Annotated in this window: 19 protein-coding genes and 2 tRNA genes; 10 read left to right on the top strand and 11 right to left on the bottom strand. The window is 70.4% G+C overall.

What is annotated here, in order from left to right:
- The first annotated feature begins 15 nt into the window (after window positions 1-15).
- The gene (locus GF068_RS38350; RefSeq protein ID WP_153824519.1) at window positions 16-849 is read left to right on the top strand and encodes a J domain-containing protein; all 834 of its coding nucleotides are present in this window, start codon (window positions 16-18) and stop codon (window positions 847-849) included.
- A gap of 3 nt (window positions 850-852) precedes the next feature.
- Here GF068_RS38350 and GF068_RS38355 read toward each other — a convergent pair whose 3' ends face one another.
- Window positions 853-2,025 (bottom strand): Kelch repeat-containing protein, encoded by a 1,173-nt coding sequence (locus tag GF068_RS38355; RefSeq protein ID WP_153824520.1) that lies wholly within the window; start codon window positions 2,023-2,025, stop codon window positions 853-855.
- Between the two features lie 88 nt (window positions 2,026-2,113).
- Between GF068_RS38355 and GF068_RS38360 the strand changes: the two genes are divergently transcribed.
- Window positions 2,114-2,527 (top strand): PilZ domain-containing protein, encoded by a 414-nt coding sequence (locus GF068_RS38360; RefSeq protein WP_153824521.1) that lies wholly within the window; start codon window positions 2,114-2,116, stop codon window positions 2,525-2,527.
- On the opposite strand, the gene GF068_RS38365 is transcribed toward GF068_RS38360, so the two are convergent.
- On the bottom strand, window positions 2,514-4,259 hold the full coding sequence (locus GF068_RS38365; protein ID WP_170319926.1) for a PAS domain S-box protein: 1,746 nt from the start codon (window positions 4,257-4,259) through the stop codon (window positions 2,514-2,516). The genes GF068_RS38360 and GF068_RS38365 overlap by 14 nt on opposite strands.
- 100 nt (window positions 4,260-4,359) lie before the next feature.
- Between GF068_RS38365 and GF068_RS38370 the strand changes: the two genes are divergently transcribed.
- Window positions 4,360-4,797 (top strand): hypothetical protein, encoded by a 438-nt coding sequence (locus GF068_RS38370; RefSeq protein WP_170319927.1) that lies wholly within the window; start codon window positions 4,360-4,362, stop codon window positions 4,795-4,797.
- Here GF068_RS38370 and GF068_RS38375 read toward each other — a convergent pair.
- Window positions 4,794-6,050 carry a hypothetical protein gene (locus tag GF068_RS38375; RefSeq protein WP_153824524.1) on the bottom strand — a complete coding sequence of 419 codons (1,257 nt, stop codon included), beginning with the start codon at window positions 6,048-6,050 and terminating at the stop codon, window positions 4,794-4,796. The two genes, GF068_RS38370 and GF068_RS38375, sit on opposite strands and share 4 nt — an antisense overlap.
- On the bottom strand, window positions 6,037-6,660 hold the full coding sequence (locus GF068_RS38380) for a hypothetical protein (protein WP_153824525.1): 624 nt from the start codon (window positions 6,658-6,660) through the stop codon (window positions 6,037-6,039). The genes GF068_RS38375 and GF068_RS38380 overlap by 14 nt, the downstream gene beginning before the upstream one ends.
- Before the next feature lie 483 nt (window positions 6,661-7,143).
- Between GF068_RS38380 and GF068_RS38385 the strand changes: the two genes are divergently transcribed.
- Complete coding sequence (locus GF068_RS38385) at window positions 7,144-8,751, top strand: hypothetical protein (RefSeq protein ID WP_153824526.1); 1,608 nt, start codon at window positions 7,144-7,146, stop codon at window positions 8,749-8,751.
- A 7-nt stretch (window positions 8,752-8,758) separates the two neighbouring features.
- Here GF068_RS38385 and GF068_RS38390 read toward each other — a convergent pair whose 3' ends face one another.
- On the bottom strand, window positions 8,759-9,613 hold the full coding sequence (locus tag GF068_RS38390) for an alpha/beta fold hydrolase (protein ID WP_153824527.1): 855 nt from the start codon (window positions 9,611-9,613) through the stop codon (window positions 8,759-8,761).
- A 135-nt stretch (window positions 9,614-9,748) separates the two neighbouring features.
- Between GF068_RS38390 and GF068_RS38395 the strand changes: the two genes are divergently transcribed.
- Both GF068_RS38395 and GF068_RS38400 read left to right on the top strand, forming a co-directional pair.
- Window positions 9,749-11,560: a bifunctional serine/threonine-protein kinase/formylglycine-generating enzyme family protein gene (locus tag GF068_RS38395; RefSeq protein WP_170319928.1), complete on the top strand. Its 1,812-nt coding sequence runs from the start codon at window positions 9,749-9,751 to the stop codon at window positions 11,558-11,560.
- A gap of 63 nt (window positions 11,561-11,623) precedes the next feature.
- Window positions 11,624-12,883 carry a metallophosphoesterase gene (locus GF068_RS38400; protein ID WP_153824529.1) on the top strand — a complete coding sequence of 420 codons (1,260 nt, stop codon included), beginning with the start codon at window positions 11,624-11,626 and terminating at the stop codon, window positions 12,881-12,883.
- Window position 12,884: 1 nt separating this feature from the next.
- Here GF068_RS38400 and GF068_RS38405 read toward each other — a convergent pair whose 3' ends face one another.
- The 3 genes from GF068_RS38405 to GF068_RS38415 form a co-directional block, all read right to left on the bottom strand.
- Window positions 12,885-13,820: an alcohol dehydrogenase catalytic domain-containing protein gene (locus GF068_RS38405; protein WP_153824530.1), complete on the bottom strand. Its 936-nt coding sequence runs from the start codon at window positions 13,818-13,820 to the stop codon at window positions 12,885-12,887.
- Between the two features lie 63 nt (window positions 13,821-13,883).
- A tRNA-Glu gene (locus tag GF068_RS38410) sits at window positions 13,884-13,958 on the bottom strand.
- 42 nt (window positions 13,959-14,000) lie between these two features.
- A tRNA-Gln gene (locus GF068_RS38415) sits at window positions 14,001-14,071 on the bottom strand.
- Between the two features lie 440 nt (window positions 14,072-14,511).
- On the opposite strand from GF068_RS38415, the gene groES reads away from it, so the two are divergent.
- The 4 genes from groES (at window position 14,512) to GF068_RS38435 (ending at window position 18,129) form a co-directional block, all read left to right on the top strand.
- Window positions 14,512-14,817, top strand: coding sequence for a co-chaperone GroES (groES, locus tag GF068_RS38420; RefSeq protein WP_153824531.1), 306 nt, complete (start codon window positions 14,512-14,514; stop codon window positions 14,815-14,817).
- Between the two features lie 50 nt (window positions 14,818-14,867).
- Window positions 14,868-16,571 (top strand): chaperonin GroEL, encoded by a 1,704-nt coding sequence (gene groL / locus GF068_RS38425; RefSeq protein WP_153824532.1) that lies wholly within the window; start codon window positions 14,868-14,870, stop codon window positions 16,569-16,571.
- A 137-nt stretch (window positions 16,572-16,708) separates the two neighbouring features.
- Entirely contained in the window at window positions 16,709-17,356 is a 648-nt protein-coding gene (locus GF068_RS38430) for a Crp/Fnr family transcriptional regulator (RefSeq protein ID WP_153824533.1), read from the top strand.
- 5 nt (window positions 17,357-17,361) lie between these two features.
- The gene (locus tag GF068_RS38435; protein ID WP_338046745.1) at window positions 17,362-18,129 is read left to right on the top strand and encodes an MBL fold metallo-hydrolase; all 768 of its coding nucleotides are present in this window, start codon (window positions 17,362-17,364) and stop codon (window positions 18,127-18,129) included.
- Between the two features lie 74 nt (window positions 18,130-18,203).
- Here the strand turns inward: GF068_RS38435 and GF068_RS38440 are convergent, their stop codons facing one another.
- From GF068_RS38440 to GF068_RS38450, 3 genes are all read right to left on the bottom strand, one after another.
- On the bottom strand, window positions 18,204-18,980 hold the full coding sequence (locus tag GF068_RS38440; protein WP_153824535.1) for a PP2C family protein-serine/threonine phosphatase: 777 nt from the start codon (window positions 18,978-18,980) through the stop codon (window positions 18,204-18,206).
- Window positions 18,981-19,158: 178 nt separating this feature from the next.
- The gene (locus tag GF068_RS38445; RefSeq protein WP_153824536.1) at window positions 19,159-20,754 is read right to left on the bottom strand and encodes an NAD(P)/FAD-dependent oxidoreductase; all 1,596 of its coding nucleotides are present in this window, start codon (window positions 20,752-20,754) and stop codon (window positions 19,159-19,161) included.
- Window positions 20,754-22,295: a polyamine aminopropyltransferase gene (locus GF068_RS38450; RefSeq protein ID WP_153824537.1), complete on the bottom strand. Its 1,542-nt coding sequence runs from the start codon at window positions 22,293-22,295 to the stop codon at window positions 20,754-20,756. The genes GF068_RS38445 and GF068_RS38450 overlap by 1 nt, the downstream gene beginning before the upstream one ends.
- Window positions 22,296-22,372 lie beyond the last annotated feature (77 nt).

The raw sequence follows: 22,372 nt of genomic DNA on the forward strand, positions 1-22,372 counted from the left end.
GGGTAACCGACGCCCATGATCCTGCCCAGCCGGCTCTCGGCGACGACGCTCGGGGATCTGCTCGGGAGGCTGTATCGCCAGCGGACGACGGGCACGCTCGAGCTCTCCGATCTCTGGGCACCTCCGGGCGCGGCTTCGTCGAGGCACAAGATCCACCTCGCCTCCGGCCTCGTCTCCGGCGTGGAGACCAGCCTCCCGGCGCCGCCGATCGGCGAGCTCCTGCGGCGCGAGGGCTTCCTCGCCGACGTCGCGCTTCGCGCGCTCTTGCGCCGCATCGGAGGTGGCGATCCGCGGCCGAGCGGCGAGATCCTCGTCGCCGAGCGGCTCGTGGACGCAGCGACGGTCGAGGCCGCGCTGCGCGTGCAGCTCCGCCTGAAGCTCGACGCGCTCTTCGAGCTCGAGGACGCGGCCGTCGCGTTCCACACGGCGCGACCGACGAAGCTCCTCGCCCGGCGCGTTCACCCGCTCGAGCCGCCTGATTTCCTCTTTGGTCGGCCGCGCCAGCGGGATCTCGTGCCCGCGAGCGAGGTGCGTGTCCGTCGCGCTCCCGCACGCTCGCCGCGATTTTATCCCGGCGCACCGCGGTCCGAGCAGGCGCCGCGCAAGGAGGCGCCGCGCGCGTCCACGTCCTCGCGTCTCGCGCATCCGAACAACGAGGCGCGGCGCCGCGCGCTGCGGATGCTCGGCCTCTCGGAGACGGCCGGCGAGGCGGACGTGAGGCGCGCGTTCCGCAAGCTCGCGATCGAGCTCCACCCCGATCGCCACGCCACGGCGCCCGCGGCCACGCGGGATCGGAACGCCGCGCGGTTCGCCGAGGTCAGCGCGGCGTATCACGTCCTCGTGGCCTGATCCTCACAACGGCGCTTCTGCGCCCGTGTTCGTCCGCGTCGTCGGGTCCGTCCGCCCGCCCCACACGATCACCGCCTTCTGCGCGTGGACGATCGTCGCCCCGTACCGCGCCGAAAGGCTCGCCTGCGCGCCGATCGGGTACCACGTGCCCCCGTCCTTGCCCGGCACGTATTGCCCCCCGTCTCCCTCGACGTTGCTCGCCGTGCACGGTGTTTCTCGACAACCTCCCCACGCGACGAGGTGATCGCCGGCCCACACGCTCATGTGATCGGCGCGCGCGCCCGGGGCGCCTTCCGTGCTCGTCGCCGTCCATTCGTCCGACGCCGCGTCGAGGAGGCCGCCCGTGTTCAAGTTGTCGCCGCCGTTCCATCCGCCCCACACGAGGAACGACAAACCCGTGGAGACCAAGGTCATGCGCTCGCGCCGCTCCGGGACGCCGTCCGAGCTCGCCGCGCCGAGCCACACGCCTTGCGCTGTGCCCGTGGGGTCGAAGATCACGCCGTCGTTCAGCCAATCGAACGCGTTCGTCCCGCCCCAGATCAGCATCTGCTTCCCGGACCACGCGGCCCCGTGATAGCGGCGCGGCGGCGGGCTGCCCGCGCCGTTCGTCGGCGTCCACGTATCCGCCTCCGGATCGTACATGCCGCCGTTGCCGAGCACGTTCGCCCCGCTCGCGCCGCCCCACACGATCATCTTCGAGCCCGTCCACACCGCCGTGTGCGCGAAGCGCGGTGGCGGTTGTCCCATCGTGCTCATCGGCGTCCACGTGTCCGTCTCCGGATCGTAGATCCCGCCCGCGGCCTCGAGATCCGCGGCGCCGAAGCCTCCCCACACGATCATCTTCGAGCCCGTCCACACGGCCGTGTGCGAGAACCGCGCCGCCGGCGCGCCCGTCGTGCTCGTGGCTCTCCACGCGCGCGTCTCCGGATCGTAAATGCCGCCCGTGTTCGTCGCGGTCGGGTTTCCGCCGACATCACCGCCCCACACGATCATCTTCGAGCCCGTCCACACGGCCGTGTGCGCGTACCGCGGCGCGGGCGCGCCGTCCGTGGGCAACGCGCTCCAGACGATCTCGCGCGGCGGCCCTCCCGGGGCCGGCGGCTCGTTCGAGCTCGCGTCGACGCAAGCGACGCTGACGAGGGGGAGCAGCGCGAGGAGAAAGATCCGCGAGGACATGCCTCGAGCGTATCCCAACGGGCGTGGAAAAGGCGCTTTCTTGGCCGCGTGAAGGGGCCTCGGTAGGCTCCGCGCGAGGAGGCCACTGATGGAGATGTTGCTTGCCAACGAGCGGCGCGCCACGCGCCATGCCGTGCCCGTCGAGTGTCAGGTCGTCCGCGAGGACGACTTCACCATGCTCGGCGCGCAGGGCGTCGACCTGTCCACCTGCGGAATGCTCCTCGTCGCGGATGCGCCCGCGGCCGTGGGCGACGACGTCCTGATCTCGCTGCGCATCCCCGGGCGGGAGCAGTGGATCGACGCCCGCGGCAAGGTCGCGCGGATCGCCGACGAGCACGCCTCGACCGAGGGCAGCCGCGCCGTGGGCATCGCGTTCGAGCTCCCGTCGATCGGCACGCGCCACGCCCTCGAAGAGGCGCTCTGCGTGTACCCCACGGCCGTGTCTTCGCGCGAGCCCCGCGTCGATTACGCCGCCACGGTCGACATGATCAGCCTGCTTTAGCGTCGCCCTGCCGGCCGCCTCCGGCGCGCTCCCCTCGCGCTCGCGACATCCCGAGCGCGAGCGCGACGGCGCGCTCGAGCGTGCTGCAGGGCCGCAGCACCGAGACCTCCTCGGCGTGCGCGACGAGCTGCCGCGCGACGAGGGGGCCGACGCCCGTGAGGAGCGTCTCGGCGCCGAGCAGCCGCACGGCGCGCGCCGCCCGCACGAGACCTTCGGCCACGTCCGCGTCCACCACCGGCACGCCCGTGATGTCGAGGATCACCACGCGCGCCCCGTGCGTCGTGGTCCCCTCGAGGAGCGAGCCGAGCAGGCGCTCGGCGCGCGCCGTGTCCACCCGCCCGACGAGCGGCATCACCAGCACGCCCGGCGCCACGGGCAGGATCGGCGTCTCGAGCTCCTCGATGAGCTTCTGCTGCGCCTGGATGAGCTTCTCGCGGAGCAAGAGCCGCTCCTCCTCCGCGAGGCGCTCCTCGGTCCGATCCCGCATGATGCTGCCGAACGACGCGGGCGTCCCGTCCTCGTTCGTCATGACGAACATCACGCCCTGCGTGGTGATCTGCGTCCGATCGCCGCGCACGAGCACGATATCGCCTCGGTGTTGGCCCTCGCTCCGGAGCACCGCGTCGATGCGGCGCGCCTCCTCGCCGGTCGCGAGCAAGCTCGACACGTTCGTCCCGATGAGCGGCCCTCGCCCCATCATCTCCTCGAACGCCGGGTTCGCGTACGTCACGCCGCCGTCGAGGCCGACGATCGAGATCCCGTCGGGCGCGCGGTCGGCGAGCGCCTTCCAGCGCCGCAGCTCGTTCACCTGCGCGCTCACCTCCTCGGCCAGCCGATCGCGCTCCTTCTCGGCCCGCACGCGCTTCGTCACGTCGCGGATCGCCACGACGACCTCGCCCGTGCTGGCCCGTGAGAACATCGACTCGAAATGCATGACCCCGTCCGGCGTCTCGACGGCGTACCCATCCATCCTCGCCTCGCCGTCCTCGGCCACGTCGCGGATGACGTCGGCCTGCCGCCTGGCCCAGTCGAACGGGAACACGTCGACGAGCCGTCGGCCGAGGAACTGCGCGGGCGAGACGAGCAGCGGCACGTCCCGCGCCGGCTTGCAGTCGAGGAAACGACCGTCGCGGCTCATCACGAACAGCAGATCCGGCACCGCGTCGAGCAGGGCGCGGTTACGCGCCTCGACCGCTCGCACCGACGTCACCGTCGTGCTGAGCTCCTCCTCCGCGTCCTTCAGCACCCCGTACGCGGCGAAAATCTCGCCCGCTTCGTTCCGCGCGACGCCGGTGAACAGGCGCGCCCACATCCAGGTTCCGTCCTTGCGGCGGTAGCGCTTCTCGAACTCCACGAAGGGCCGCGCGCCGCGCGCGAGGGAGGCGAAGAGCGTCCGCTCGACGGGCAGATCGTCGGGGTGGGAGATCTCGTCGGTGGAGCGGCCGCGCAGGTCGTCCTGCGTGTAGCCGAGCAGGCTGATGAACGCCTCGTTCACCTCCACGACGCGCCCCTCGCCGTCGGTCATGGCCATGGCGGTGGGGACGCCGTGGAAGAGCTCGCGATAACCCGCGGCGAGCTGCGTCTCTCGGTCTCGCACCGCGCGGACCTCCGCGAGCTCTGCCCGCAGCGCGCTCACCTCCGCGCGTAGCGCCTCGACCTCGTCCCGATGCTCCATCGCCCGCTTCGTGTCCTTCGTGAATCGGCGCGCGTTCTGCGCCTGTTTGGGGCGCATCCTCGCACGACGCGCGCGCGCCCGTCGACGGCGTTGACGGAAGCCTGCCCGCGGCGTGCGCGCCTCCTGCGGCTGCGTCAACACAGCGGGGGAGGGGAAGATGATCCGGGAACTTCGCTTCGGCTCGCAACACGTGGTGTTCGAGGAGCCCGATCTGGTGACCATCGAGCTCCACGGATACGTCGGAGACGAGTACGCCGAGCTCATGGACACCGTGGTGCAGTGGAGCCTCCGGCGTCCCTACATCCTCGTGCTCGTCCCGCTCGGCCTGAGCGACGGCATGTCGCCGCTCGCGCGCAAGGTCCTGCGCTCGCCCGATCCGCGGATGCCGCCCCGCGCGCTCGCCACGTACGGCGGGGGCTTCGGGATGCGCGTGGGCATCGACATGCTCATGCGCGCGACGGCCCTGCTCGGCTCGCATCGGAGGCTGCTCTTCCACGGCAAGGACGAGGCCGAGGCGCGAGCGTGGCTCGCCGGCGCGCGCGAGCGGCTCGCGAGGTTCACGAGCGGCGAGGAGCTCACGCCCATCTCCGCCTAGAATTGACGCTCGAGCGCGTCGGGCGGGAAGCCGAGCAGGCGCTCGAAGAGCCGCGGATAACTCGGGGCGCGCGCCTTCAGCGAGCGCGCGAGCAGAGGCCCGTCCTCGGCCTCGACCGCGCGCTCCACGGCCGGGATCCGGTATCCGCTGCCCGTCGCGATCGCGCGCAGCGCTTCGAGCGCGTCGGCGCGCACCTCGTCGCGGCGATCGGTCGCGAGGATCCGCAGCGCGAGTTCCGCGGCGAGCGGCACGTCCCCGATCGCCGTCGCCGCCGGGAGCGACGTCCGGCAGAGCTCGGCGGCGAGCGGATCCCCGAGCGTCGCGAGCAGCCGCGAGACACGCGCCGCGATCGTCAGATCGAACATGGTCACGGGCCCGGCCGACAGGCGCGACTCCACGCGGCGCCCGCACTCCTCGGCGATCGCGTGCGCCCGCACCGGATCGCCGAACGCGGCGAGCGCCTCTGCGTGGCGCACCTCGAAGATCGGCCTGCGGATCGGGTGCGCTTCCGCGGCCCAGAGCGCCGCGACGAGCAGCGCCTCCTCGCCGCGACCGAGCCGGCAGAGCGACACCAGGTAGGCCTCGCGCCGCATCGCTTCGAGCACCGGATCGGCGGGCGTCGGCCCTTGGCTTCGCGCCATTTCCAGCGCGGCCTCGTGGCGGCCCGATCCGAGCAGCGTCCGTTGCGTCTCGATCGCCACCATCGAAGCGAGCGCGCCCTCCGCGCCGCCTTCACCCGGCCCGATGCGCGCCCAGGTCGCGGGTGCTATCGTGAGCGCGCCGAACGAGAGCCCCTGGCCTCGCGAGAGCCCCGACAGCCGCTCGAGCACGCAGAGCGCCTCGTCGGTCCGCCCGAGCCGCGCGTCGAGCCGCGACAGCTCCACGAGCGTGCCGAAGCCGAAGAGCAGGATCGACTCGTCTCCCGACGACTCCGCTTGCTCCGCGACGCAATCGAGCCCCGCGTGGCAGACGAGCCGCGCCTCGTTCGGACGGCCCAGGTAACTCGCGATGAGCGCCGCGTCCTGGTGGGCGCGGGCGAGCGCCGCGGCGCGCTCCATCGGCTCCTCGGGCGCCCCTTCCAGCTTTTGCAGCGCCTCGGCGGACCAGCTCGCGAGCTCGCGCCGCACGTGCCTGTCGTAGGGCGCGAGCGGCTCGTCCGAGATGAACCGCCCGTCCACGCGCCTCCGTGACGCGGGGCCGCTCGCTGCCTGCAATGCATTTCGTCGCACGGGCACCTCTTCAAGCAAGGACACGGAAACCCTCCTCGCCCCAGGCCGTCGCGAGCTCCAGGAGCTCGCTGTCCTCGAGCTCCGCGAGCGCGGCGAGCTCCTCGTCGCTCAGCGCGTCGACATCCTCTTCGAGCGTCATCGCGGCGACCTCCTCGATATCGCGATCGTCGAGGTCCCCCATTTCGGTGTCGCACTGCGCGAGCAGGTCGTCGATGTCGGTCGGCGTGAGCCCGAGGGCCTCGTTTTCGGCCTCCTCCTCGGCCTCGCCGAATCCCGTCTCGAAGATCCCCGTCCCGCACCCGGAGATACGGAAGATGGGCGTCCGCTCGGGCTTGTCGCCTTGCGCGGCCGCGAGCGCATTTTGCAGGGATGGCCCGCCCGGCTCGCAGACGATCACCGCCACGCGCCGGACGCCCGGCCGGGCGCGGAGCGCGCGGATCGCCGCCGTGACGGCCGCGTCCCCCTCGTCGCCGTCCTCTTCGAAGCAATACGTCTCGGGATCGACGCCGCGCGTCCACAGCGCCGCGTACATCCAGGCCGCCGTCCGCACCGAGGCGCGATGCGAGCAGAGGAGCACGGCCGTTCCTTCGTCGATCCGCACGTAAGTATCCAGGAAGACGTCGATTCCTTGCATGGCCAGGTCCGAGGAGATGGTTCGGGTCGTACTTCGTTTGCTCGAAATGGGAGCGCGCCCACGTCGGACGCGCCTCCGCACAAAAGACGGCCCACGCCGCGTTGCCACGCGAGCCGCCTCCCCGAGCGCCGGCTCATGTCTCGCGAGCCGGTGAAACCATGTCTACGCAATCTCCGCGTTCGCCGCAATGGAATCGATCCTGCGGTCGGACATTCTCCGTCCGCGAACCGAATTCCTGGAAAAAAGCCGGGAGCCCTTGTTTTCTGCTGGATCCGACGCGCTCGTGATTGTCGAGCGGAATGTCCGGCGATGGGACCGACAATGTCCATGGCGCGGCGCGTCGTCGTATTCATGGAGCATCGGACATTGTTCGACCGAGCCCGGGCCCCGCCCCGCCCTCTCGCGTCGACGAGCGTCGACGCGTGGACGCCGCGCCTCGATCGTGGGAATTCTCGGGGCACCCTCGTTCGTCCATCGGCACCGATGCGCTGGGCCCTCCTCCCGACCCTCCTCCTCTCGTTCCTCGGCCTCGCCTGCGATCGCGGCCCGCTGCCTGCGCCCGCGCTCGCCAGCACGGCAGCGGTGGCCGCCTCCGCGCCCGCAGAGCCCGCGCCGAACCCCGAGGACGAGGCGGCAAACGCCTGCCGCCGCCGCGTCGCGGAGCTGCTCGTTTCCCCCGCCGCCCCCGGCGCGCCCGCCTTCGAGGCCGCGCGGATCGAGATCCTCGGCCGCGCCCGCGGCGAACCCCTCGTCCTCGTCCGCGAGCCCGCGCCCACACCCGAGGACGCCCTCGACGCGCGCCTCGTCCCGTCGGCTCGCCTGTTCACCCAGGCGCGCCCGGGCGGCCGCGTCGCTGCCTTGCGGAAGCGGCACCGCGGCGAACCCCGCGCCCTGCGCGCCCTCCTGCTCCGCGAAGGGTACGTCTACGCGTCCGACCCGCAGGACGCCCTCGCGCTCGTCACGCACATCACCCTGACCGACCTCTTCGACGAGCCCCGCATCCACCTTTTGCGAGGCCACGAGGTTCGCGCCCTCGATCGCGTCGAGCTCCGCCGCGAGGCCCGCTACCAGGACGCCTCGGGCAAAAGCGCCGAGCTGCTCTTCGGGGATCGCGTGGCCGTCACGGAGGACGAGCTCCGAGCGCCGCTCCACCGCGACCTCGCCGCCCTCGCCGACGAGGTCGGCTTCGAGCGCGCGCGCCTGCGCCACACGACCGAATCGACGATCGTCGCCGATCTCCGCTTCGGCGAGACCTGGGCCGCGGCGCTCGTCCGCGCGGAAGGCGCCAACCTGTCGCTCGAATGCCTCGCCGAAGATCGCCCCGTCCGCGAGGCTGTCCGCGCCTTCCAGGACAAAACCGCGTTCAAGCGCCGCGCGATGCAGGCGATCCGGCAGGCCGTGAGCCGCGCCGTCGACGAGGCGTTGCCCTTCGATCGCCCCGACGCCGAGCCCGACCATTTCCGCGACGGCATCCTCCGGCCGCAATGGATGACGGCCTATCTGCAGGGCCGCCAGGGCTTCACGTTCGAGGACAGACCTTATCAGGTCTTCGACGCCTCCGGCCGCCCGCGCCCGCCCGAGGTCTGCGTCGATTTCGTCCTCGACACCTACGAGCGCGCCGCGGGCACCTGGTATCGCCCGCGCGGGGAGAAACCGGGCCGCGCCGCGGGGCGGCTCGATTTCAACGAGAGCGGCATCAAGAATCGGCGGGGCGTCGTCTCGTTCGGCGAGTTCGCCGAATCGAAGCCCGAGCTCTTCGAGGTGCGCCGCTTCCGCGGCGAGGAGCGTATCCCCTTCGGCGAGCGCTCGCGGTTCTTCGCGCAGCTACGCGATTACGCCGACGAGATCCGCCCCGGCGACGTGATCAGCATCCAGGGCGAGAAGCGCGACAAGCACATCCACCAGCACGCGATCTTCGTCGAGCGCGCCGACCCCGTGACGGGTTTTCCCTTCGGGCTCGCCGATCAAATGAAGCGCCCGCGCCGCCGCACCTGGGAGGGCATCATGGCCGAGGCCCCGAAGCGCAGCTTGTTTTACCGCGCGCGGCCCCGGGACGAGGTGTTCGCCCGGATCGATCCGGGCCCAGGTTGACGGCGGATCACGAGAGCCGCTCGAGGGCGCGGTGCACGAGCGCGAAGAACGCCCTCGGATCCTCGGTGTGCGGCGAGTGCCCGATCCCCTCGGGCTCCTCGAAGACCGTGTGCGGCGGCAGGTGTTCCTTGAAGAACCCGAGGCAGCAGGCCGGGATCACGCGGTCCGATTTGCCCCAGATCACGTGGATCGGCATGGAGAGCGAGGCGAACTCGCCCGGCGCGAAGAAGTGCCGCGGCTCGACGGACTCGAGGATCGCGCGCACGGACGGGTTCTTGAACATGCGCTTCAAGTCCGGCGCCACGAGCGGCCCGTACCACGGGACCGCGTGGTTCAATCGCGCCAGGAACGCGCGGGCGTCGCCCATGTTTTCGATGACGAACCCGCGGAGGAACCGCTCGCGCTCGTCCGGATCCTCGACCGGCGCGCCGGCCGGCGAGGTGAGCACGAGGCCCGCGACGCGCTCGGGCCTGCGCTGCGCGTACCGAAGCGCCATCGCGCCGCCGAGCGAGTTGCCCACGACGAGGGCCGGCGCGTCGAGCTCGCGATCGAGCACATGCGAGAGCGCTTCGAACAGGCGCTCGGGCGCGAGCGTCACCCACGGCGCGCCCGAGAGGCCGTGCCCCGGCGCGTCGAGCGCGATCACGCGGCGGCTCGCCTTTCGGATCCGCGCGAGGGTCGGCGCGAAGACCGTGGATGACGAGGCGATGCCATGCAGAAACACGACCGGCGTGGCCGCTCCCTCGCCGCGCGCGTCGTAGACGTGCACGCGCCCGACGGGCGTCTCGACGAAGCGGCTCTCGACGCCGCGGCGCACGAGCATCGCGCGCGTGACGTGATCGAGGACGGACAGCAGAACCATGGGCGCTTCTTAGCACGCGGGGGGGTTTGGGGGCGCAGCTCGGCTTGTCCGAGCGTAGCCCCTAGCGATGGCAGGCTTCGGGCGCGAGGATGTCTTGCCTCGCGCCCTGGCGATCTGCGAAGCTCTGCTGCCCAGATGGCCTCGGGCGAGCTCTCCTGCCGGCGTTGCGGCGCCGCGATCGGCGAGAAGGCGCGTTTTTGCGCCGATTGCGGCGCGCCCGTCGTGGCCGCGTCCGATCCCACGGTCCTCTTCATGAAGGCGCCCTCCGCGCTCGCGCCGACGACGCCGGTGGAGCGCGAGCCGACGCCCGCGTCTGCCTCGCCGAACAGCCGCCTGCCGCCCATGCGGATCCCGCCCGGAACCTTGCTCTCGGGCAATTACGCCGTGCAGAGCGTGCTCGGCGAGGGCGGCATGGGCGTCGTCTATCGCGCGCACGACAGCGCCCTCGGCCGCACGGTCGCGATCAAGTGCCTGCACTCGAACCTCGCCGGCGACGCCGAGATCCGGCGCCGCTTCGTCCGCGAGTCGCGCGTCCTGCGCACGTTCTCGCATCCGCACGTCGTCTCCGTCTTCGACCTCATCGAGCACGATCACCTGCTCGGCATCGTGATGGAGCACGTCGAGGGCCAGACCCTCGCGCATCACCTCGTGAAATGGCGCGGCCGCATGCCCTTCGAGGAGGTCCGCGAGATCTTCGCCGCCGTGCTCGACGCGATGGACGCGGCGCACCGGCAGGGCATCGTGCATCGGGACCTCAAGCCCGACAACGTGCTCGTCATGCGGGGGCCCGGCGGCGAGCTCGTCCCCAAGGTCGTCGATTTCGGCATCGCGCGGATCCTCGAGGGCACGACGTACACCGTCAGCGGCGCGTTGCTCGGCACCTGCCGGTACATGTCGCCCGAGCAGGTCAAGGGCGACAAGACGGCCGATCATCGCTCCGACATCTACTCGCTCGGCGTCACGCTCTACGAGCTCGCGGCCGGCCGGCCGCCCTTCCCCGAGGACAACCATTTCGCGCTCATGATGGCGCACGTCCAGACGGAGCCCTCGCCGCCCTCGCGCCATCGCGTCGAGATCCCGCCCGCGCTCGAGGAGCTCGTGCTCTCCGCGCTTGCGAAAAACCCCGGGGAGCGGCCGCAGACCTGCGCGGAGTTCCGCGCGCGCCTGCTCGTCGCCGTCGACGAGCCCGCGCCCGGATCCGTCGCCTTGCGCCCGTCGAACACCTCGGTTCCCCCGCTCGCGACGGTCCTTCGTGACACGGACGGCGCCGAGGCCGTGCTCGTGCCCGCGGGGACCTTTCTCATGGGCCCCGATCGCCGCGAGGTCTTCCTCGACGCGTATTACGTCGACCGCACGCCCGTCACGAACCGGCAATTCGCGCTCTTCGTCCAGGTCACCGGATACACGCCGGCCGACGAGAGCGGCGGCCGCTTCCTCGCGCACTGGGCGCGCGGCGCCGTGCCGCGCGGGCTCGAGGATCACCCCGTGGTGAACGTCTCGTGGGACGACGCCTGCGCGTATGCCGCGTGGGCCGGCAAGCGTTTGCCCACGGAGGCCGAATGGGAGAAGGCCGCGCGCGGGACGGACGGCCGAAGGTACCCCTGGGGCAAGGCCGAGCCGACGCCGACGCGCGCCCATTACGGCGGAAGACATCGCGGCACGGCGCCCGTCGGCTCCTACCCCGAGGGCGCGTCGCCGTACGGCGTCCTCGACATGGCCGGCAACGTCTGGGAGTGGTGCGAGGACGTCGACGATCCGGCGTTTTACATGGACGGCCCCTCGCGCAACCCGAAGAACACCGCGAAGCCGCGCCACCCGCTCTACGTGATGCGCGGCGGCTCCTGGCTCTTCGGCGCGCAATCGCTGAAGACCTACTCCCGCACCCGATTCGAGCCGCATTATCGCTTCGCGGGCGGCGGCTTTCGTTGCGTTCGCTCGGCGCGCTGAGCGCCCGCTCGGGCGTGGGCGCTTTGCGTGCGCTACGCTCCGCGGTCGAGGGCACGGGAGCGTATGAGGATCGGCTTCTTTTTCGTGATCGTCACGCTCGTCCTGATCGGGGCGGGCCTGTACGTCGGCCGCCGGGTCAAGCGAACGTTCGGGCTCGGCGTCAAGGCCGAACGTATCGGCCTCGCCGTGGTCTTCGGCGCCATCGCGTCGATGATCGCCGCGCGCGCCCTCGGCCTGCGCCCGCTCGGCGAGGTCGCCTTCACGCTGCTGCTCGCCCTGCTGATCAGCACGGGGTTGCTCCTGCTCGTGGACCTCGTGAAGCTCGGGGCCTTGCCTTTCCAGTGGCTCGCGTCACGCGTGAAGCCCGCGCCCACGCCCGCGCCCGCGCTCGGCGTCGCGAACGCGCCCGCGGCGCCCGCGCCCGAGGCCAGGACGTCGGCGCCCCCGGAGCCCACGCCGCCCCCCGCGCAGCTCCCCACGCGCAGGGTTTTTCTTGGCCAGGCCGTCACGGGATCGGCGCTGTTCGTGGGCTCGGGCAGCTCTTTTTATGGCCTGCTCTTCGGGCGACACGATTACGTGATCGAGGAGGTGCCCGTCCGCATCCCGGGCCTCTCGAGGCGCCTCGACGGGTATACCCTCGTCCAGCTCTCAGACATTCATTTCGGCACGTTCGTCGGCGAGGCCGAGATGCGCGCGGCCGAGGAGCTCGTGCGCAAGGCGCGGCCCGATCGGGTCGTGCTCACGGGGGATCTCGTCGACAACGACGCGAGGTACGCCGAGATGCTCGGGCGCCTCGTCCGGAGGCTCGCGCCGCTCGCGAAGGACGGCGTCGTGGCGATCCCGGGCAATCACGACTGGTATGCGGGGATCGACGACGTCGTCTCGGCGCTCACGGCGGCCGGCGCGCGGGTCTTGCGGAATGACGGCCTCGTGATCGGCGACGAAAAGGACGGGCTCGCGCTGCTCGGCGTGGAGGACGTGTGGGCGCGGCGCCGGGGCCGCGGGATGGGGCCGGATCTCGGCGCCGCGATCACGAAGGTGCCGAAGGACCTTCCGCGTGTCCTTCTTTGTCACAACCCCGTGTTTTTCCCGGAGGCCGCGGGCCAGGTGGCCTTGCAGCTCTCCGGGCACACGCACGGCGGGCAGGTCAACCTCGGTGTATTGCAGCCGGGCAAGGTCGTCCTGCCTCATGGATACGTCGCGGGGCTCTACGAGCGTGAGGGTTCGCGGCTCTGGGTGAACCGCGGCTTCGGCACGGCGGGCCCGCCGGCGCGGATCGGCGCGCCGCCGGAGGTGACGAAGGTCGTGCTCGTGTCGGCCTGATTCAGGGGACGACGAGGACCTTCAAGGCGCCCGGCTCGGCCGCGCGCGAGAACGCGCGCTCGGCGTCGGCGAGCGGATACCGCGCGCAGATGAGGGGTCGCGGGTCGACCTGGCCTCGCGCGAGCACGTCGATGGCGCGCTGGAAATCGCCGCAACGCGAGCCGACGATCTTGATCTCGTGGATCACGGCCGGCGCGAGGTCCACGTTCGCGACCCCTGCATACGTGCTCTTCAGGACGATCGTCCCGCGGGGCTTCACGAGGGCGAGCGCGCGGGCGAGCCCCGAGGGGTGCCCCGTCGCCTCCACGACGATATCAAAAGCCGCCTCGGAAAAACCGGATTCGAGCGCGACGTCGAGCCCCGCGGCCTCCAGGATCGCGAGTTTGTCCCGGTGTCGGCCCACGGCGACGGCGCGGCCGAGATCCCCGCGCCGCGCGGCGAGGGCGAGCCCCGTGAGCAGGCCGAGCTTGCCGTCGCCGAGCAGGCAGACGCGGTCGCCCGGCCTCGGCGCGGCCTCGTCGAAGGCGTGCAGCGCGGCGGCGAGCGGCTCGATGAAGGCGGCGCTCTCGTCGGGGATCGAATCTGGCAAGAAATGCAGGTTCTCCTCGGGGATCCGCACGGCCTCGGCGATCCCGCCGTCGCGGCCGAGGATGCCGAGCACGGTGCGCGTGGGGCAATGGTTGCGCCCGCCCGCGCGGCAGGTCGCGCAGCGCCCGCAGGCGCAGTTGATCTCCATCACGACCCGCTTGCCTGCGTGCACGCCGAGGACCTCGTGCCCGAGCACGCCGCGGAAGCCCATGTATCCGCGGGCGAGCTCCAGGTCGGTATTGCAGATGCCGGCCGACCGGACATCAACGACGACCTCGCCCGGCGTGGGCTCGGGATCGGGGACCTCGGCGAGCGCGACGCCGTCGCCTTTGCACTGGAGCGCCTTCATGGTCCGAGCGTACAAAACGAAAAACGGCACCCGAAGGTGCCGTTTTCGTTTTTTGGATTGAGCTGGCGATCCCAGCGGGAATTGAACCCGCGTTACCGACGTGAGAGGCCGGTGTCCTAACCGCTAGACGATGGGACCAGTTTTCAAATCCGTCGGCGACACTTCTTAGCCGACTTCGGGCTGGGGGACAAGGATTCGAACCTTGATAGACGGTGCCAGAAACCGTCGTCCTGCCATTAGACGATCCCCCAAGGACCGGCTTTCCCAAAGGCCTGGGGGGCCAAGGGACCGGCGGAGCACCGGAGCAGTCGCTCCGTCGTCCACGGGCCGCGCAAATTAGCCGACCCGTCGGCCCTGTCAAGCACTTCTTCGCGTATGTTCGGAACGTCGCGAGATCGTTCGGGAATTCCGTTCAATTTGGACCCGGGTGGTGCATCGGCGTCCGCCGCGACCGTCAAAAACGGATCTCCGGCGCCCTCCCTGGACGTGCGCGCGCCTTCGGAAAAACGACCAGTCGGGCCAGGGCGGGCTTGACGGTGGAAAGGGGGGATCTATTTTCCCGGCCGGTTTTAGCCACCGGCATGGCCGAGTGCCAGCGGCGTTGGTGCTCGACGTCCTTCGTGGCCAACAGCCACGGGCGAGGGGGGTCGGCCCGCCGGTGCCCAGCACACAGACTGACGAGGAAGCCATCATGAAGATCAGGCCGCTGCACGACCGCATCGTGGTCAAGCGTCTCGAGAGCGAGACCAAGACGAAGGGTGGGATCATCATCCCGGATTCGGCCAAGGAGAAGCCCATCGAGGGGCGCGTGGTGGCCGTGGGCAACGGCAAGCTGCTCCGCGACGGCAAGCTCCGGCCGCTCGACATCAAGGTCGGCGACGTCGTCCTCTTCGGCAAGTACGCCGGCAACGAGGTGAAGATCGACGGCGAGGACTTCGTGCTCCTCCGCGAGGACGACCTGCTCGCCGTCACCGGCGGCGAAGGCTCCGCGAGCTAGCCCTCGCGCCCCCGCCCTCCTCCTCACCAACCCCAAAGGGAAGAAGATCCATGTCCGCGAAGCAGATCATTTACAGCCGTAGCGCGCGCGCCGCGATCCTCCGGGGCGTCAACACGCTCGCCGAGGCCGTGAAGGTGACGCTCGGGCCGAAGGGCCGGAACGTCGTCATCGAGAAGAGCTGGGGCTCGCCCGTCGTCACGAAGGACGGCGTCACCGTGGCGAAGGAGATCGAGCTGCACTCGAAGCTCGAGAACATGGGCGCCCAGATGGTCCGCGAGGTCGCCTCGAAGACGAGCGACAAGGCCGGCGACGGCACGACCACCGCGACCGTCCTCGCCCAGGCCATCTACAACGAGGGCCTCCGCCTCGTCGAAGCCGGCCACAACCCGATGGACCTCAAGCGCGGCATCGACGCCGCCGTCGCCGCGATCCTCGAGGAGCTGAAGAAGCAAGCCGTCCCGACCAAGGACAAGGAGCAGATCGCGCAGGTCGCCACCATCAGCGCCAACGGCGACAAGGAGATCGGCAACATCCTCGCCGAGGCGATGGAGAAGGTCGGCAAGGAGGGCGTGATCACGGTCGAAGAGAACAAGCGCATGTCGACCGAGCTCGACGCGGTCGAGGGCATGCAGTTCGACCGCGGCTACCTCTCGCCGTACTTCGTCACCGATCCCGAGAAGATGAAGACGGTCCTCAACAACCCGCTCATCCTCGTGAACGAGAAGAAGATCTCGTCGATGGCGGATCTCCTCCCCGTCCTCGAGCAGGTCGTCAAGCACGGCCGCGAGGTCCTCATCATCGCCGAGGACATCGAGGGCGAGGCGCTCGCGACGCTCGTCGTGAACAAGCTGCGCGGCACGCTCAAGGTCGCCGCCATCAAGGCGCCCGGCTTCGGCGATCGCCGCAAGGAGATGCTGAAGGACATCGCGACCCTGACGGGCGCGACGGCCTTCATGGAAGACCTCGGCCAGAAGCTCGACACCGCCACGCTGCGTGACCTCGGCACGGCCCGCCGCGTCGAGATCGACAAGGACAACACCGTCATCGTCGACGGCGCCGGCGACAAGGCCGCGATCAAGGCCCGCATCGAGTCGATCCGCAAGCAGATCGCCGACACGTCGAGCGACTACGATCGCGAGAAGCTCCAGGAGCGCCTCGCGAAGCTCGCGGGCGGCGTCGCCGTCGTGCGCGTCGGCGCGGCGACCGAGGTCGAGATGAAGGAGAAGAAGGCCCGCGTCGAGGACGCGCTGCACGCCACGCGCGCGGCCGTCGAGGAGGGCATCGTCGTCGGCGGCGGCGTCGCGCTGCTCCGCGCCTCGAAGGTGCTCGACAACCTCAAGTTCGGCGACGAGCGCGACGTCGGCGTGCGCATCGTGCGCAAGTCCGCCGAGGCGCCGATCCGTCAGATCTCCACGAACGCCGGCATCGACGGCAGCGTCGTCGTCGAGAAGGTCCGCTCCGCGCAGGGCACGTTCGGCTACAACGCCGCGACCGACACCTACGAGGACCTCTTCGCCGCCGGTGTCATCGACCCGGCCAAGGTCGTGCACCACGCGCTCGCCAACGCCTCCAGCGTGGCGGCCCTGATGCTCACCACCGAGGCGCTCGTCGCCGACAAGCCCAAGAAGGAAACCGCGGCCGCAGCCGGCGGCGGCGGCATGGGCGGCATGGGCGGCATGGGCGGCATGGGCGGCATGGGCGGCATGGGCGGCATGGGCGGCATGGGCGGCATGGGCGACTTCGACATGGGTTGATCGCCCCAGAGCCCCGTATCCGAGCACGGAAGCCTCGGACGTCCTCGACGTCCGGGGCTTTCGTTTTTCGGCGGGCTCGGCAGGAGGGCCTCCGGTTTTTGACCCGGCCTGCCGTATGGCGGTAAACTCCCCCCACGATGTCGGACCCGCTCTTCGCCCGGTTTGGCCGCGAGTTCTCAGCCGGGGACATACTGTGCCGCGAGGGCGATCCCGGCGACGTGATGTACGTGATCCAGTCCGGCTCCGTCCGCATCACCAAGTTGATCGCCGGCGAAGAGCGCGTGATCGCGGTGCTCGGCCCGGGCGAGTTCCTCGGCGAGCTCGCGATCCTGAACGGCAAGCCGCGCAGCGCGACGGCCACGGTCACGGAGACGACGCGCTGCCTGCTGATCGAGGCGAAGACGCTCGAGAAGATGGTCGCGGGCAACTCCGAGATCGCGATGCGCCTCATCAAGAAGCTCGCGAAGCGGCTCGACTCCGCGGACGCGCTCATCGAGGTGCTCATGCACCGCGATCCGAAGGCGCGGATCATGCTCGCGCTGGCGCGGAGCGCGGAGGCGTTCGGCGAGAAGACGGCCGACGGGATCCTGATCCGTACACGCGCGGAGGACCTCGCGCGTGACGTCGGCGTGGACGCGGTCGCGGCGTCGGACGTGATGCTCCGGCTGCGCAGGTTGCGCCTCGCGAGCGAGGTGCCGGGGGGCATCGTGGTCGCCGACGTCGGCAGGCTCCAGGACTTCGTCGAGTTCCTCGAGATGCCGCAGAAGTTCGGCGGGGAAGGCTGAGCCGAGTGGATCTCCGCGTCATCGGCTGCCACGGCGGCGAGACCCCGAAGCACCGCACGAGCGCCTTCATCCTCGACGAGCGCCTGGCGATCGACGCGGGCTCCTTGACGAGCGGGCTCGAGGTCGAGGGCCAGCTCAAGCTCGAGGGTTGCCTCGTCAGCCACGCGCACCTCGATCACATCCGCGATCTCGCGACGCTCGCCGACAACCGCTGCCAGATGGGCGCGCCTCCGCTCATCGTCGCGGGCACGCGCGAGACGATCCGCATCCTGCGGCAGCACTTCTTCAACAACGAGCTCTGGCCCGATTTCGCGACGATCCCGACGCCGGACAACCCGACGATCCGCTACCTCGAGCTCACGCCGGAGATGCCGGTGCCCCTCGCGGGCTGCAACGTGCGCGCGATCATGGTGAGCCACACGATCGAGAGCGCAGCGTTCGTGATCGAGGCGCCGGGCGGCGCCATCGCCTACAGCGGCGACACGGGCCCGACGGACAGGTTGTGGCAGGTGCTCGACGAGCAGCCGAACCTGCGCGCGCTGCTCATGGAGGTGAGCTTCCCGAACCGCGAGCAGCGCCTCGCCACGGTGAGCGGTCACCACACGCCGCAGACGTTACGCGCCGACCTGAAGAAGCTCCGCAGGCCGCAGGATCTGCCGACGCTGCTCTACCACATCAAGCCGGTGTTCCAGGCCGAGGTGGAGCGCGAGTGCGCGGCGCTCGAAGGCGTGAGCCTCGAGGTCATGAAGATCGGCGATCAGTTCTTGCTGTAGGCGTCGCTTGCCCCGCTGCAAGCAACAAAAACCCCTCTCCCGCGGGCGGGAGAGGGGTTTGGGGTGAGGGTCGGTCAGCCCTGCTGATCGGCTTCCACGCGCGCGAGCACGACGGTGATGTTGTCGAGCCCGCCGTGGAAGTTCGCGCGCTCGATGAGCACGCGGCACGCCTCGTCGAGCGACGGGGCCTTCACGACGATGTCGCAGATCTCCGGGTCCTTCACGAGGCCCGAGAGGCCGTCGGAGCAGAGCAGGTAGATGTCCCCTGCGGCCGTCTCCTCGGTCAAGAGATCCACGAGCACGTCCTCGCGGATGCCGAGCGCGCGCGTGATCACGTTCGGCGGCAGCCGCTTGATCTCCTCCTCCGTCATCCACGGCGCCATGTGCAAGGCGTCGCTGACGAGCGAGTGATCACGCGTGAGCTGCGTGATCTTGTCACCCCGGATGCGGTAACAACGGCTGTCGCCCACGTGACCCACGGTCACGCGCGTCGCGTTCTTGTCGAACATCGCCGTCACGATCGTCGTGCCCATCCCGAAGTCCGCCATGGTCTTGAGCGAACGATCGAAGATGCGACGGTTGGCCAGCCGTAGGCCCGTGACGACGTAGTTCTCCTCCTCCGTCAAGTTCGGATCGGCAGGAAATGGCCATGTACCGTCGCGACCGACGGTGACCGAGAAGAAATCCGAGAGGGTGGAGACGGCCAGCCGGCTCGCCACATCGCCGGAGCGATGCCCGCCCATTCCGTCGGCAACGGCGACGACATGGTACTCGGGCATCACGAGGAGGTTGTCCTCGTTGTGCTCCCGCATCAGGCCGACATCGGTCATCCCGGCGAACCGGGTTCGCATGGCCGAACAATAGACGCGGTGGGGGGGCGCCGTGCAAGGTCGGTGAGCAGATCCCGTCACCTTTCCCGCCCAGGACCCCCCGAACCCCACCCCCGGAAGGACAGCAAGCCCACCAGAACCCCGAAAATGTGGTGTTCACCTGTCGGTTCTGTGCTCATGGCTACGATTTTCCTGGATTTTACAACCAGGTCGAGCCGAGCTCGATCCCGAGCGCTGGCGCGATCGCCTCGGCCGCTCGCACGCCGGACGCCTGCGACTCCTCGAAGAGCGCCATGCCGGGCTGATCCGCGTGCGCCCACGCCACTCGCTCGTCGAGCAAGACGAGCGGTTCGAAGGGCTTTTCGCCGAGGAAACCAGGGCGCGGACGCGGCATCGCGTGGCCCCACACGCACACGTCCAGACGCGAGATCTGCTCGCGCAGCTCGGGATGCGCGGGCGCGAGGTCGCAGAGCACGTCGTTCGCGATCTCTTCCCACGGCAGCGTGACGAGGTTCTTTCGTGCTCCCACGACATCGGGCCCGCCGTACGCGCGGTAGTACGTGAGCACGGTGCGCGAGGAGAGCTCGGTGAGCTGATGGCGCGCGTCGACGTAGCCGAGGCCCGCTGCATCGTAGAGGACGGAGTCCCACGCCATGTCGGGATCGATCGGGCGCTCGACGTGCATGTTCGCGACGATCCACGGCGAGCTCGCGCGCACGGGCAAGCGCGCGGCAGAAGAAGGGAAGAGGCGCGCCGTCACGAACGCAGGCGCGGCGACGACGACGGCGCGCGCATGGATGCGGCGCGCGGCGCGATCACGCACGTCGAGCCAGCGCACCTCGACGCGACCGCCTTCGATCGTGCGAAGTCCCGTCACGAGCGCGCCGAGCGAGACGGCCGCGTTCGCCCTCGCGGAGAGCGCCTTGACGAGCCTGCCGTTGCCCTCGGGCCACACGAGGAAGTGGCTGCCGTCGAGCTCGGGTGTCTTCAGCTTGCGGCCCGCGAAGTAGTGCAGCGCGGCCCAGGCGCTGACCTCCTCGGGCTCGGCGCCGAAGTCGTCGAGGCACGCGTAACGCACGTACCAGCGCAGGAACGGCGACGTGTAGCCCTCGCGATCGAGCCACGCGCGCATGCTGATCCGATCGAGCGCGAGCGTGTCCGGATCCCGCGACGAGAACGCGAGCGGGATCTGGAAGAGGTGCCTGCCGTCCTCGCCGACGCGCTCGGTGAGCTCGTCCTCGAAGCGGGCGAAGCGCTCCATCTCCTCGCGGTCGCGCCCGTCGAGCTCGTCCTGCGGCGTGAGCCCGGGGTGCCACGCGCCGCGGTAGAAGAGGCGCTCCTGCGGCGCGTGGCAGAGCACGCGTGGATCGAAGCGCGGGCGGCCCGCCGCGTCCCAGCCCTGCACCACGCCCATCTCTTCGAGCAAGCGCAGCGCCGCGCGCGCCTCGGGGTTCGGCGCGGCGAGGTAGTGCGCGCCCCACGGGTGCGGCGCGGCGCCGTCGTCGCCCCACGTGCTCGTGCCGCCGACGAACGACTCGAGCTCGAGCACGCGCACGTCGAGCCCCGCGGGCGCGAGCCTCCACGCCGCGGAGAGGCCCGCGACGCCTGCGCCGATGACGACGACGTCCGCGCGCTCGGCCGGCCCGCTCGGCTCGGGCGCGCCGCCGTCCCGCACGAGGTGCCCGACGCCGTGCGAGGCGCCGATGATCCGACCCGCGATCGGCGCCTTGCTCGGCAGGATCGTGTCGACCATCCAGCCCGCCGCGACCGCCGTGAGGAAGGCTCGTCGGTCCATCAGCGGGTGAAGACGCCCCACTCGCGCGCGTAGATCGACACGAGCTTCTGATCGTTCAGCCGGTTCACGGGCGCCTCGACGCGACCGATGTCGCGCGGGAAGCGGAAGAGCTCGGGCAGCCCCGAGGACTCGAGCCAGCGCAGCTTCGTCTGTTCGATCCGCAGCGCGCCCGGCGCGGAGAGGTGCTCGCCGCCCGCGAGGACGAATCCCCAGTCGCCGAAGCTCGGCACGTACACGTGGAGCGGCGCCGTCTTCCAGCCTGCGGCCTCGAGCGTCTGCACGATGGTCCAGTACGACTCGCGCGCGTACTGCGGCGACGTCGCTTGCACGACGGCGACGCCGCGGAAGGAGAGGCGCTCGCGCAGCAGGTGATAGAACGCGTCGGTGTAGAGCTTGCCGACCGCGTAGTTCGAGGGATCGGGGAAGTCGACGATCGCGAGGTCGAAGGAGTCGCGCGACTCTTCCAGGAACTTGTAGGCGTCCTCGTTGCGGACGGTGACGCGTGGATCGTTCAGCGCGTTGCCGTTCAGCTCGAGCGCGACGGGCAGGGTGCGGAACGCGTCCGTGACGGCGGCGTCGAGGTCGACGAGCACGACGCGCTCGATCGACGGGTAGCGGATGAGCTCCCGCGCCGCGAGCCCGTCGCCGCCGCCGAGCACGAGCACGCTGCGCGGATCACGCCCGAGCGCGGCGACGGCGGGGTGGACGAGGACCTCGTGGTAGCGCTGCTCGTCGTCCGAGGAGAACTGGAGGTTGCCGTTGAGGAAGAGGCGCGTCGTGCGCGGCGAGCGCGTGATCACCACGCGCTGGTAGGGCGACTGCGCCGTGTAGATGATCGGCGCGCCGAAGTAGACGGTCTCGGCGCGATCGACGAAGCGACTGACGAAGCCGAAGGCCGCGGCGAGCACGGCGCCCACGAGCAAACACTGCGCGCGCAGGCGGATCGTCACGGCGCGATCGAGCGGGAAGAGCCACGTCGCGAGCAGCGCCACGACCGCGTTGAGCAGGCCGAAGAAGAGGCTCGTCTGGTGCACGCCGAGCTTCGGCAAGAGCAGCGACGGGAAGAGCAAGCTCGCGATGAGCGCGCCGATGTAGTCGAGCGTGAGGACACGCGCGACGAGCTCCTTCAGGTCGACCTGGAACTGAAGGAGCCGGATGAGCAGCGGGATCTCCAGGCCCACGAGGGTGCCGATGAGCAAGACGACGCCGTAGAGCGCGAAGCGGAACGCCGCCGCCGCCGTGTAGACCTTGAAGAGCAGCGGCGCCGAGAGGCCACCCGCGAGGGCGAGGCAGAGCTCGATCTCGACGAAGCGCTGGAGGAGGCGGTCCTCGAGGAACTTCGACAGGTACGAGCCGATACCCATCGCGAAGAGGTACAGGCCGATCACCAGGCTGAACTGGGTGACCGAGTCCCCGAGCACGTAACTCGCCAGCGTGCCCGTCACGAGCTCGTACACGAGCCCGGAGGTCGCGATGATGGCCACCATGGCGAGGAGCGCGGGGTGGACCCAGCGGCGCTGCGGCGACTGCGGCGGCGACATGCCGCGCCTTCCTAGCACCGGGTCGGCTTTGCCGGTGACATGAGGGCGCACGCCCGCGACGAAAATGGGCTACCATC

This window comes from Polyangium spumosum (assembly GCF_009649845.1).
In the GTDB taxonomy this organism is placed as follows: Bacteria; Myxococcota_A; Polyangia; order Polyangiales; family Polyangiaceae; genus Polyangium; species Polyangium spumosum.